At 71.2% G+C, this 11,600-nt stretch carries 12 protein-coding genes; 5 read left to right on the forward strand and 7 right to left on the reverse strand.

Going from position 1 to position 11,600, the window contains the following annotated elements; translation table 11 throughout:
* Positions 1 to 27 precede the first annotated feature (27 nt).
* The 5 genes from ACTJKO_RS15080 to xseA all read right to left on the reverse strand — a co-directional run bounded on the left by ACTJKO_RS15080 (position 28) and on the right by xseA (position 4,393).
* The gene (locus ACTJKO_RS15080) at positions 28 to 1,428 is read right to left on the reverse strand and encodes a class II fumarate hydratase (RefSeq protein WP_440689971.1); all 1,401 of its coding nucleotides are present in this window, start codon (positions 1,426 to 1,428) and stop codon (positions 28 to 30) included.
* Between the two features lie 119 nt (positions 1,429 to 1,547).
* Complete coding sequence (locus tag ACTJKO_RS15085; protein WP_440689961.1) at positions 1,548 to 2,162, reverse strand: carbonic anhydrase; 615 nt, start codon at positions 2,160 to 2,162, stop codon at positions 1,548 to 1,550.
* A 52-nt stretch (positions 2,163 to 2,214) separates the two neighbouring features.
* Positions 2,215 to 2,853: a DUF4245 domain-containing protein gene (locus ACTJKO_RS15090; protein WP_440689962.1), complete on the reverse strand. Its 639-nt coding sequence runs from the start codon at positions 2,851 to 2,853 to the stop codon at positions 2,215 to 2,217.
* Positions 2,850 to 3,095, reverse strand: a complete 246-nt coding sequence (locus ACTJKO_RS15095; RefSeq protein WP_440689963.1) for an exodeoxyribonuclease VII small subunit — start codon at positions 3,093 to 3,095, stop codon at positions 2,850 to 2,852. The genes ACTJKO_RS15090 and ACTJKO_RS15095 overlap by 4 nt, the downstream gene beginning before the upstream one ends.
* A 62-nt stretch (positions 3,096 to 3,157) precedes the next feature.
* Positions 3,158 to 4,393, reverse strand: a complete 1,236-nt coding sequence (gene xseA / locus ACTJKO_RS15100; protein WP_440689964.1) for an exodeoxyribonuclease VII large subunit — start codon at positions 4,391 to 4,393, stop codon at positions 3,158 to 3,160.
* Positions 4,394 to 4,475: 82 nt separating this feature from the next.
* Here xseA and ACTJKO_RS15105 point away from each other — a divergent pair, with 82 nt between their 5' ends.
* Together ACTJKO_RS15105 and ACTJKO_RS15110 are read left to right on the forward strand one after the other, a co-directional pair.
* The gene (locus ACTJKO_RS15105; protein WP_440689965.1) at positions 4,476 to 5,564 is read left to right on the forward strand and encodes a 4-hydroxy-3-methylbut-2-enyl diphosphate reductase; all 1,089 of its coding nucleotides are present in this window, start codon (positions 4,476 to 4,478) and stop codon (positions 5,562 to 5,564) included.
* The gene (locus ACTJKO_RS15110) at positions 5,561 to 6,256 is read left to right on the forward strand and encodes a DUF6264 family protein (RefSeq protein WP_440689966.1); all 696 of its coding nucleotides are present in this window, start codon (positions 5,561 to 5,563) and stop codon (positions 6,254 to 6,256) included. Before ACTJKO_RS15105 ends, ACTJKO_RS15110 begins: the two co-directional genes overlap by 4 nt.
* 30 nt (positions 6,257 to 6,286) lie before the next feature.
* Here ACTJKO_RS15110 and ACTJKO_RS15115 read toward each other — a convergent pair whose 3' ends face one another.
* Together ACTJKO_RS15115 and fbaA are read right to left on the reverse strand one after the other, a co-directional pair.
* Positions 6,287 to 7,546, reverse strand: coding sequence for a M18 family aminopeptidase (locus ACTJKO_RS15115; RefSeq protein WP_440689967.1), 1,260 nt, complete (start codon positions 7,544 to 7,546; stop codon positions 6,287 to 6,289).
* A gap of 99 nt (positions 7,547 to 7,645) precedes the next feature.
* Entirely contained in the window at positions 7,646 to 8,674 is a 1,029-nt protein-coding gene (gene fbaA / locus ACTJKO_RS15120) for a class II fructose-bisphosphate aldolase (protein ID WP_440689968.1), read from the reverse strand.
* A gap of 148 nt (positions 8,675 to 8,822) precedes the next feature.
* Between fbaA and glpX the strand changes: the two genes are divergently transcribed.
* The 3 genes from glpX to ACTJKO_RS15135 form a co-directional block, all read left to right on the forward strand.
* Positions 8,823 to 9,812: a class II fructose-bisphosphatase gene (gene glpX / locus ACTJKO_RS15125; RefSeq protein WP_440689969.1), complete on the forward strand. Its 990-nt coding sequence runs from the start codon at positions 8,823 to 8,825 to the stop codon at positions 9,810 to 9,812.
* A gap of 10 nt (positions 9,813 to 9,822) precedes the next feature.
* Entirely contained in the window at positions 9,823 to 10,719 is an 897-nt protein-coding gene (locus ACTJKO_RS15130; RefSeq protein WP_440689970.1) for a hypothetical protein, read from the forward strand.
* Positions 10,720 to 10,867: 148 nt separating this feature from the next.
* On the forward strand, positions 10,868 to 11,600 hold a 733-nt coding region (locus tag ACTJKO_RS15135), incomplete at its 3' end, for a putative T7SS-secreted protein (RefSeq protein ID WP_440687103.1).

The following is an 11,600-nucleotide window of genomic DNA, read 5'->3' on the forward strand; positions in this document are numbered from 1 at the left end:
CGCCTCCCGTCCGTCGTGTGGTGACCCCTAGTTCGGGTGCGTCATCGAGAGCACGTCGAGGGCGCTGTCGAGCTGCTCCTCGGTGACCTCGCCCCGCTCGACGTGTCCGAGGGCGATCACGGCCTCGCGCACGGTGACGCCCTCGGCGACGGCGAACTTCGCGACCTTCGCAGCGGCCTCGTACCCGATCACGCGGTTGAGCGGCGTCACGATCGACGGCGACGACTCCGCGAAGGCACGCGCACGGTCGAGGTTCGCCTCGAGCCCGTCGATCGTCTTGTCGGCGAGCACGCGCGAGCTGTTCGCCAGCAGGCGGATGGACTCGAGCAACGCCGTGCCCATCACCGGGATCGCCACGTTGAGCTCGAAGGCACCGGACGCACCTGCCCATGCCACCGTGGCGTCGTTGCCGATCACGCGAGCAGCGACCATGAGCGTGGCCTCGGGGATGACCGGGTTGACCTTGCCGGGCATGATCGACGAACCCGGCTGGAGGTCCGGGATGTGGAGCTCACCGAGGCCCGTGTTCGGCCCCGACCCCATCCAGCGGAGGTCGTTGTTGATCTTCGTCAGGCTGACCGCGATCACCTTGAGCGCGCCGGAGGCCTCGACGAGGGCGTCACGGGCGCCCTGGGCCTCGAAATGGTCGAGCGCCTCGGTGATCGGCAGGCCGGTGTCGTCGGCCAGCTGGGCGATCACACGCTGCGGGAAGCCCTTCGGCGTGTTGATGCCGGTGCCCACGGCGGTGCCGCCGAGCGGGACCTCGGCGACGCGCGGGAGGGTGGCGTTGACGCGCTCGATCCCGAGGCGGACCTGGCGCGCGTACCCGCCGAACTCCTGCCCGAGCGTGACCGGGGTGGCGTCCATCAGGTGGGTACGGCCGGACTTCACGGCGTCGGCCCAGAGCGTCGTCTTCGCCTCGAGCGACTCGGCCAGGTGCTCGAGCGCCGGCACGAGCGTGCGGATCAGCGCTTCGGTCACGGCGACGTGCACGGAGGTGGGGAAGACGTCGTTCGAGGACTGCGACGCGTTCACGTGGTCGTTCGGGTGCACGGGCGCACCGGCGACGTCGGACGCGAGGGTCGCGAGGACCTCGTTCATGTTCATGTTCGACGAGGTGCCACTGCCGGTCTGGTACACGTCCACCGGGAACTGGTCGTGGTGCTCGCCGCCGATGATCGTGTCCGCCGCACGCACGATCGCGTCGGCCAGCGCGGCGTCGACGATGCCGAGCTCCCCGTTGACGATCGCCGCCGCACGCTTGATGCGGGCCAGCGCCACGATCTGCGCCGACTCCAGCCCGCTGCCCGAGATGGGGAAGTTCTCGACCGCGCGCTGTGTCTGCGCACGGTACAGCGCGGACGCCGGCACCCGGACCTCCCCCATGGTGTCGTGCTCGATGCGGAACTCGCCGGAGCTGTCGGTCACGGTGGTCGGGGTGGTGTCGGTCACGTCGTCGTGGTCCTTCCTGGAGTGCTCGCCGTCCGCTGTCGCGCCGGCTGGTGGGGTGTCCCGATGGTGTCCGGGACGTTCGTCGTGTCGGTCGGTCAAGCCTGGCCCACGACGGTGTCGACGGCGACCTCGCCGGTGGTGAGGTCGTAGGTCGCTCCGACGACGGCCAATCTACCCTCGGCGATCGCGTCGGAGACGGCGCCCGACCGCTCGATCACCTGGCGGAGCGTGGCTTCGAGGTGGGCCGCGCCGACGGACTCCTGCGGGACGTCGGCGTCGGTCGTGCGGACGCGCTCGACGCTCGGCGCGATGGCGTCGACGAGTGCCTGCAGGTGCGGTGCGGGGACGGGCTCACCGGAGCGGGCAGCGGCGACCGCGCCGCACTTCGTGTGCCGGAGCACCACGACGAGCGGGGTGCCGAGCGCGACGACCGCGAACTCGATCGATCCGAGCACCACGTCGTCGACGATCTGACCGGCGTTCCGGATGGCGAACAGGTCACCGATGCCGGCGTCGAACACGTGCTCGAACGGCACGCGCGAGTCGGAGCAGCCGAGGACCGTGGCGAACGGCGCCTGGGACCCCTGCAGTTCCGACCGGCGGTCCGGGTCGATCCGGCCGGTGCGGCGCTTGTCCGCGGCGAAGCGAGCGTTCCCCTCGACGAGGAGGCGGAGGGCATCGGCGGGAGTGGAGGCGGCGCGGTCGGGCATGGGGCTCCTCGGTCTGATCAGGGTTCGGGTGCTGCTGTGGGGGAGGTGCGCGTCAGCTCGCGAACTGCTTGCTGACGGCGCTCGCGACGGTGCGGAACGACGCGTCGTCGGCGGTACCGGACAGGACGACGGTGTTCTGCCCGAAGGTCGACACGAGCGAGTACGCCTGGTTGCCGGCGGCATCGCCCTCGGCCCGACGGTCGTACACGGTCCACTTCGTTCCGGAGATGGTGCGGGAACCGGTGGCCGCGTGCTGCTCGAGCTCGTTCGAGACCCAGGTCGCGTTCGCCCTGATGCCCTGCTGCAGGCCGATGTACTGCTTGTCCGGGGTGATCAGGCCGACGGTCCAGACGCTGACGCCGTCCGCCGTCTTGTCCTTGTAGTCCGCACGGTTCGACGTGAAGTCCTTCGGCAGCGCCGGCGCAGCGAGCGTCACGCCGGGCACCTTCGCCTGGGCCGCGACGTGCTGGTAGTCCACGGAGCGGTCGACGACGGTCGTGTTCGGGCGGACGACCACGGCGACCAGGAACAGGACGATGCCGAGCGACGCGATGAGCGCGAGGACGAGGTTGAACGCCGTCTGGTGCTGCCGACGCGCCGTCCGCGCGGCGTCCTTGCGTGCCCAGGTCTCCTCAGCCGTCTCGGGGCGGCCGAGCTCGGCGACGATCGGGCGGCCGTCGGCGTCGGTCATCGGGCCGCGCCGTCCGTCGACTCGGAGGCGGCGCGCGCGGCGTCGAGCCGTGCCCGCGCACCGACCAGCCACTCTTCACACCGCGCGGCCAGGGACTCGCCGCGCTCCCAGAGGGACAGGGACCGTTCGAGCGTCGCGGAACCCTGCTCGAGCTCGGCGACGACGCGCACGAGTTCGTCGCGCGCGGCTTCGTAGCTCAGCGACTGGACGTCGGGCTGCTCGGGTTCCTGCTGGGATGACACCCCTCGATCCTACCGAGCACCCACCGACCCGCGGCCCACGAGGACGGACCCGTGGAGAACCGTCAGGAGCCGTCCGGACCCGGGCCGTCGGGCTCGAGCGTCCCGGTGGCGGTGCCCGCCCCGAGCGTCACGTGCACCGGGGTCGCGCCGTCCAGGTCGTCCGAGCCGCGGACGACACCGCCGTCCGCCGTCTGCACGATGGCGTACCCGCGCCGCAGGGTGTCCCGCGGCGACAGCGCACGGAGCCGAGCCGTCAGGTGTCCGACGTCGGCGTGCGATCGTTCGAGCCGCCGGTCGAGGAGTTCCCGCGCGCGGGAGAGGTCACGCGCCACCTCTTCCGCACGGGTGTCGACCAGCCACGCGGTGGACGCGAGTGCCGGACGCGACCGCAGGGCGGCGATGCGGTCCGCCTCGACGGAGAGCGTGTGCGACAGCCGGATGCCGAGCCGGGCACGCGCCTGCCGGACGTTCGCGAGTTCCTCGGCGACGTCGGGCACCACGCGCTTCGCGGCGTCGGTCGGTGTGGAGGCACGGAGGTCCGCCACCTCGTCGAGGATCGGCCGGTCGGCTTCGTGCCCGATGGCCGAGACGATCGGCGTGACCGCGGCGGCCGCTGCGCGCACCAGCCCTTCGTCGCTGAAGCCGAGCAGGTTCTGGAAGTCGCCACCGCCCCGGGCGACGATGATGACGTCGACGGACGGGTCGGCGTCGAGTTCGAGGATGGCGGCCGTGACCTCGCCGACCGTCCGCTCGCCCTGCACCGCGGTGTGGATCGTCCGGAACTCGACCTGGGGCCACCGCAGCTGTGCGTTGCGCTTGACGTCCTTCTCGGCGTCGGAGTCCTTGCCGGTGATGAGCCCGATGCGGTGCGGCAGGAACGGCAGCCGCTTCTTCCGGGAGGGGTCGAAGAGCCCTTCCTCGGCGAGGGTGCGCCGGAGCCGCTCGAGCCGTTCGAGCAGGTCGCCCAGGCCGACGTGCTTCATCTCGACGACCTGCATCGTCAGGGAGCCGCCCTTGACCCAGTAGTTCGGCTTCACCGCGGCGACCACGCGGTCGCCCTGCTTGATGTCCGCCGGCACCCGGGCGCGCACGCTCGACCAGATCGAGAACGACACCGTCGCGTCGACTTCGACGTCCTTGAGCTTGCCGTAGACGTTGCCGCCGGCGACGTTCCACTGGGTGATCTCGCCTTCGACCCAGGCGGTGCCGAGGCGGTCGATCCAGTCCCGCAGCTTCGCGCCGAGCAGCGCCACCGGCCAGGGGTTGTCGGCCGTCGGGGGTCCCTGTTCGATCGCCATGCAAGCTCCTCACGTGGTGGTGCCGTCCAATCCTGCCGGACGCCCACGACACCGGTCCCCGCGCACGCCCAGCCCGCGCGCGATGCGCTCACCTATCATCGGGGACGTGACGATCACCAACGGCCACACGGTCCCGCTCGCCCCGCCGCGGGTGCTCGCGGCGCGCGGCCGGCTGCGGGACGAACCGGTCGCCGGCACGAAGAAGGTCCTGCTCGCGGCGCCCCGTGGCTACTGCGCCGGCGTGGACCGTGCGGTCGTCGCCGTCGAGAAGGCGCTGGAGCAGTACGGCGAGCCCGTCTACGTCCGCAAGCAGATCGTCCACAACGTCCACGTCGTGTCGACGCTCGAGCAGCGCGGAGCGGTCTTCGTCGACGACGTCGCCGAGGTCCCGCGCGGTTCGCACGTGGTGTTCAGCGCCCACGGCGTCTCACCCGCGGTGGTCGCCGGTGCCGCCGAGCGCGACCTCCACGCCATCGACGCCACGTGCCCGCTCGTCACGAAGGTCCACCGCGAGGCCACCCGGTTCGCCAAGACCGAGCGCACGATCATCCTCATCGGGCACGCCGGCCACGAAGAGGTCGAGGGCACGATGGGGCACGCGCCCGAGCGCACGATCCTCGTCAACGGACCGGAGGACGTGGCCGCGCTCGAGGTCCCCGACCCGGAGAACCTCGTGTGGCTGTCGCAGACGACGCTGAGCGTCGACGAGACGATGGAGACCGTGCGGCTCCTCCGCGAGAAGTTCCCCGCGATCGAGAACCCGCCGTCCGACGACATCTGCTACGCGACCCAGAACCGTCAGGTGGCGATCAAGAAGGTCGCGCCGGCGGCCGACCTCGTCATCGTGGTCGGGTCCGCGAACTCGTCGAACAGCGTCCGCCTGGTGGAGGTCGCGCTCGAGCACGGTGCGAAGGCCGCGCACCGCGTCGACTACGCGGACGAGATCCAGCAGGACTGGCTCGCCGGCGTCCGCACCGTCGGGGTGACGAGTGGCGCGTCCGTGCCCGAGGAACTCGTGGCCGAGGTGCTCGACCAGCTCGCCGACGCCGGCTACGGCACGGTCGAAGAGGTCGTCACCGCCCACGAGGACCTCATGTTCTCGCTCCCGAAGGAGCTCCGCACGGACGCCGCCGGCAAGCCGACCCGCGCGCTCGGCGGGCGTCGCCGGTGAGCGGCGACTGGTCGTCGGTCCCCCCGCGCGGACCGGCGCAGACGGCGGACGGCCTGGAGGCGCGGCGCGATCCCGCCTCGCCGGCCCCTGCCCCGGCGGACGGTCGCGTCCACGGCCGTCCGGCACCGCAGTACGGCGAGTACGCGCCGGAGGGCTGGGTGAACCCGGTCCTCGTCGAGCAGGAACGCCGTGAGCAGCAGGAGCGGTCCCGCGCACTGCGCGAGCAGGCGGCGGAGGACGCGGCCCGTGGCCGGCAGCCCGGGACCGGAGCGCCGGACGCCCCGGGCGGTGCCGCGCGTGCGACGCCCGCGACCGGGCGGTTCGGCGCGTCACCGCTCGACGTCCTCCTCACCGTCGGACTGCTCGTGATCGGGCTGTGGTCGGTGATCGAGGCGCTCGCGGTGGGCAGCACGGCATCGACCATCCGCACGGTCGTCGAGCAGCAGTACACCGAGCTGGCCGATCCCGCGGCGCTGTCGTCCGCCGTGCTGGTACGGGCGCTGGTGCTCGTCGTGTTGTTCGTGCTGGTCGCCTGGTGGTCCCTCCGACGACTGCGCGCTCGGCGGTGGACGTTCTGGGTCCCGCTCGTCGGCGGCGTGGTCGCGACGGTCCTCGGCATGGTGCCGGTGCTCATCGTGGTCTTCCACGACCCGGCGTTCGCCGCGTACATGCTCCGGATGACCGGGGGCTGAGCCGCACCCCGGACCCCGACCTCCCGCGCGCTACCCGGCGAGGAACGCGGCCACCGCACCGTGCAGGGCGGCGAGGTCGTCGAGGTGCACGAGTTCGCGGATCGAGTGCATCGACAGGAGTCCGACGCCGATGTCGATCGTCGGGATCCCGAGCCGCGTCGCCGCGATCGGGCCGATGGTCGATCCGCCGGGGATGGTGTTCACGTTGACGAACGGCTGCCACGGCACCCCGGCTGCCTCGCACGCGGCCGACCAGACCGCCTCGCCCTTCGCCTCGGTCATGTAGCGCTGGTTCGCGCTGATCTTCAGGAGCGGGCCCCCGCCCGGGCGCGGACGGTTCGTCGGGTCGTGCTTCTCCGGCTGGTTCGGGTGCACGAGGTGACCGGCGTCGCTCGACAGCAGCCACGAGGCACGGAACGCCCGCGCCGCCTCGGACCGGGTGGCGCCCAGGCCCTCCTGCACGCGGCCGAGCACGTCCTCGAGGAACGGGCCACCGGCCCCGGACGGCGTCGACGACCCGATCTCCTCGTGGTCGAACGCGGCGAACACCGGGATGTGGGCAGCGTCGACCGGGGCGTCCACGATGGCGCGGATGCCGGCGTGCACGCTGGTCAGGTTGTCCATCCGACCGGAAGCGAGGAACTCGCGCTCGATGCCGATCCGCGTCGGTGTCTGGGTGTCCGCGAGGAAGAGGTCCCACGACACGGCCTGCTCGCCGAGCCGCGCGCGCAGCCACGACACGACGTCCGCGCCGCCCGCCTCACCGTCGACGCCGACGATCGGAAGCGTGTGCCGCTGACGGTCGATCTCCTTGCCGTCGTTCACGCCCCGGTCGAGGTGGATCGCCAGGTTCGGGATCCGGGCGACCGCGTCGGTCGACACCAGGCGCACCGTGCCGTCCGCGTCGACCACACGACCGGCGATCCGGAGGTCTCGATCGAACCACGTGGAGAGCAGCGCGCCGCCGTACACCTCGACGTTGAGCTGCTCCCACCCGCCGGTCCGCACGCCCGGGTTCGGCTTCACCCGGAAGCCGGGGGAGTCGGTGTGCGAACCCAGGATCCGGAACGGCGTCGTCGCCGCCGCACCCTCGGGCAGACGCCAGGCGATCACCGCACCGTCCCGCACCACGACGTACGCGCCGGCCTCGGTCGGCCAGGCGTCGAGTTCGGACAACTCGGTGAAGCCCGCTCCGACCAGCCGGTCCCGTGCGGCCGCGGCCGCGTGGAACGCGGTGGGCGACTCGGTGACGTACTGGGCGAACTCGGAGGCGATGGCGTCGACGGTCACCCTGCCATCGTGGCATGCGGCGGAGGTGACCGGACGCAGGACGGGGCGCGTCCGACGGACGCGCCCCGTTCCTCCAGGCCGATCGGCAGGACCGGTCGTTCAGCCCTTGGTGTGACCGGCGGAGCCGAGGACCTTCGCGGCCTCGACCACGCGGGCTGCCATGGCGGTCTCGGCCACCTTGCCCCAGGCGCGCGGGTCGTACTGCTTCTTGTTGCCGACCTCGCCGTCGATCTTGAGGACGCCGTCGTAGTTCCGGAACATGGAATCCGCGATGGAGCGCGTGAACGCGTACTGCGTGTCCGTGTCGATGTTCATCTTGATGACACCGTTGCGGACGGCCTCGTGGATCTCGTCGTCCGTCGAACCCGAGCCACCGTGGAAGACGAGGTCGAGCGGGTTCTCGCCGGTGCCGTGCTTCGCCGCCACCGAGGCCTGGATCTCGCCGAGGAGCTCCGGGCGGAGCTTGACGTTGCCGGGCTTGTAGACGCCGTGCACGTTGCCGAAGGTGAGCGCGGCGATCCAGCGGCCCTTGTCGCCGAGACCGAGCGCGTCGACGACCTTCTCGACGTCACCGGGCGTGGTGTACAGCGCGTCGTTCGTGCCCTCGTGCTGGACGCCGTCCTCCTCGCCGCCGACGACGCCGATCTCGACCTCGAGGATCGCGTTGATGTTCCGCGTCTTCTCGATCATCGTCCTGGCGATCTCGATGTTCTCGTCGAGCGGCACGGCCGAGCCGTCCCACATGTGCGACTGGAAGATCGGGTTGCGCCCGGCACGGACCTCCTCCTCACTCGCGGCGATGAGGGGCAGGACGAAGCCGTCGAGGGCGTCCTTCGGGCAGTGGTCGGTGTGCAGCGCGACGGTGATGTCGTAGTTCTTCGCGACCTCGTGCGCGAACTTCGCCATCGCGAGCGCGCCGGCGGCACGGTTCTTCACCGTGTGCCCGGCGAAGTAGTCGGCACCACCGGTGGTGACCTGGAGGATGCCGTCCGAACCGGCCTCCTGCAGTCCCTGGAGGACCGCGTTGATGGTCTGCGACGACGAGACGTTGACCGCGGGGTAGGCGAACTTGCCGGCCTTCGCGCGTTCGAGCATCTCGGCGTACTGTTCCGGCGTTGCGATGGGCACTGGTATCTCCTTCGACGTGGTGGTGTCCAGCCCGAGCCTAGTCATGCGCTCTGGAGGGGCGGTGCGGGTTACGCAGGCCGGTTCCGGCCGCCCTGCACATGCGTTCACGGCGGCGGCGCCGACCCGGCCCGTCGGTAGGCTGGCAGCCGTGACTCCCACGACTGAGACCGGCTCCCTGTTCCTCCAGCCCGACCGCAACCTGGCGCTCGAGCTCGTGCGTGCGACGGAGGCCGCGGCGATCCGTGCGCAGCCGTGGGTCGGTCGTGGTGAGAAGAACCTCGCGGACGGTGCCGCCGTCGACGCGATGCGGAAGTTCCTCGGGACGGTCAACTTCGACGGTGTCGTCGTGATCGGCGAGGGCGAGAAGGACAACGCCCCGATGCTCTACAACGGCGAGCACGTCGGCAACGGCCACGGCCCGGCCTGCGACATCGCGGTCGACCCGATCGACGGCACCTCGCTCACCGCCGCCGGCCGACAGAACGCCATCTCGGTGATGGCCGTGTCGGACCGCGGCTCGATGTACGACCCGTCGGCCGTGTTCTACATGGACAAGATCGCCGCCGGGCCCGAGGGGCGCGGGGTCCTCGACCTCGAGAAGCCGATCGGGGAGAACATCCGCGCGCTCGCGAAGGCGAAGGGCAAGGACCTCGAGGACATGCAGATCGCCGTCCTCGACCGCCCCCGGCACGACGAGCTCATCCGTGCGATCCGTGCGACCGGTGCCGGCACGCGCCTGCTGCTCGACGGTGACGTCGCCGGTGGGATCGCGGCGGCGCTGCCCGGTTCGACGATCGACATGTGCGTCGGTGTCGGTGGCACCCCGGAGGGCATCATCACGGCGTGCGCGATCAAGGCGCTCGGCGGTGTGATCCTCGGCAAGCTGCAGCCGAAGGACGACGAGGAGCGCGAGAAGGCGATCGCCGCCGGCCACGACCTCGACAAGGTCCTCGACCAGGACGACCTCGTCACCGGTGACAACACGTTCTTCGTCGCGACCGGGGTCACCGACGGCGTCCTCGTCGACGGTGTCCGGCGTTCGCGCGGCGTCATCCACACGGACTCGCTCGTGCTCCGGTCGCGGTCGAACACCATCCGCCGGATCCAGGCGGACCACCGCGCCGAGAAGTGGTTCTGACGGTTTGGGCATGAACATCGCCACTGCCCGGATCGTCGGCCTGGACACGGCGGGGATCCGCCGCACCAGGGCGGAGATCGACGGGACGGTGGACGCTCTGCCGCACGTCGTGCCGGTCGCTCCGGACCTCGGCGTGATCCTCGCGGATGACCAGGGCTCCGTCATCAGTGCCGCAGCTCTGCGCGACCTGGGGATGACGGACGAGGACGTCCTGCGGGCGGCCGTCGAGGTGGCGCAGCAGCAGGCGGCAAGTGACGTCGCGGTCGTCCGGCCGGGAACGGTCGTCGTGCAGGACCCGGATCTGGCCGTGCTGGTGGTGGCCGCTCCGTCCAGTCTCCAGGGCATCGACCTCGACGGCGCTCCGGTGCTGTTCCCGGTCGCTCCCACGACGTTCATCCTGACCGGGAACGCTGATGTGGTCGGGCTGGACACCGCCGCCGGACTCGCGCAGCAGGTCCTCTCCGATGAAGACGGCGATGTCCTGAGCGGGCCGCCCGTCGTGTTCGGGCCGGACGGATGGCAGCCGTTCGAACGTGCGGGCCTCGATGGAGACCTCCGGACCATCCGGGCGCTCTGGACCTCGACGGCAGCGAACCTGCAGCAGGAGGCGCTGCAGGCCGTGTTCGACCGCGTCGGCGAGGACGTCCACGTGGCGCCGGTGTTCGTCGCGCGACTCGACGAGGGGGATGCGGCGTTCGCCTACTCGTCCTGGACCGAGGACGTCGAGACCATCGTCGCGGCAGTGGACACCGTCGTGCTCGTGACCCTCGACGGGCAGACGCTGCCGGTTCCGTTCGGTCGGCTGCGGTCGCTCGTGCCCGACCTCGTCGAGGAGCTCGCCGTCCGGCCGACGCGCTTCCGCCTGCGCGGGTACCCGGACATCGCGATGCTCCGCACGGAGCTCTGACCGCGAGCGCCAGCGCACTGCCGGCGATCGTGGCCCCTGATATGGTCACACCCGTACTTCTGTGGAAAGCGTGATCTGCAGAACGACCTGGGGAGGGAACATGGGGCGTCCGTCGGGGTGGGATGTCGTCGATCAGGGCGATGATCCGGTGAAGGGTGATCCCGCGACGTTGCGGGTGATGGCCCGGGAGTACCAGCGGATCTCGGACGCTGCGCAGGATGCGTCGACGCGGTTGAACTCGGTGAAGGGGTCGGGGTGGTTGACGGACTGGGAGGGCGAAGCCGCCGACGTGTTCGTCGACGCGATCGCGGACACCCCCGGTGACCTGTCGAAACTCGTTGCCTCGTACGAGCAGGCGGCGTCGGCGTTGTCGGGGTGGGCGGACGTCGTCGACGACACCCAGTACCGCGCCGATGGTGCGCTCGCGGACGCGAAGGACGCCGCCGGTGACCTCGCGGCCGCGCAGTCGCGTCTGTCGGATGCGCAGGCGACGCTGAGCCATTACCAGACGGCCGCGCGGAACCTGTCGAAGGTCGCGGACCAGTACCCGGCGGGGTCGGAGGTGCCGGACGGGGTGGACGTGCCCTCGCCGGCGCAGTTGCGGGCAGCGTCCGACAACACGACCGTCGCGCAGGGATCCGTCAGCTCGGCCCAGGGGGACATCGCTGCGGCGCAGTCGCGGATCGAGGCGGCGAAGCGGCTCGTCGCGGATGCTCGTGGGGACTGGGAGGACGGGGAACGGCGCACCGCGACGAAGATCGGTGCGGCCGCGGACGCGGGTCTGGGGAAGCAGTCGTTCTGGGACAAGGTGTTCGGGTCCGAGGCGTGGGAGACCATCGTGTCGGTCGCGAAGGTCGTCGTCGCGGTCGGCGGGATCATCG

Origin of the sequence: Curtobacterium sp. 22159 (assembly GCF_052045775.1) — a bacterium.
In the GTDB taxonomy this organism is placed as follows: domain Bacteria; phylum Actinomycetota; class Actinomycetes; order Actinomycetales; family Microbacteriaceae; genus Curtobacterium.

Excerpts from the sequence above, each read along its gene's own strand:
- ACTJKO_RS15085 (WP_440689961.1), bottom strand. The coding sequence starts at position 2,162 with ATGCCCGACCGCGCCGCCTCCACTCCCGCCGATGCCCTCCGCCTCCTC.
- ACTJKO_RS15090 (WP_440689962.1), bottom strand. The coding sequence starts at position 2,853 with ATGACCGACGCCGACGGCCGCCCGATCGTCGCCGAGCTCGGCCGCCCC.
- xseA (WP_440689964.1), bottom strand. The coding sequence starts at position 4,393 with ATGGCGATCGAACAGGGACCCCCGACGGCCGACAACCCCTGGCCGGTG.
- ACTJKO_RS15105 (WP_440689965.1), top strand. The coding sequence starts at position 4,476 with ATGCGCTCACCTATCATCGGGGACGTGACGATCACCAACGGCCACACG.
- ACTJKO_RS15130 (WP_440689970.1), top strand. The coding sequence starts at position 9,823 with ATGAACATCGCCACTGCCCGGATCGTCGGCCTGGACACGGCGGGGATC.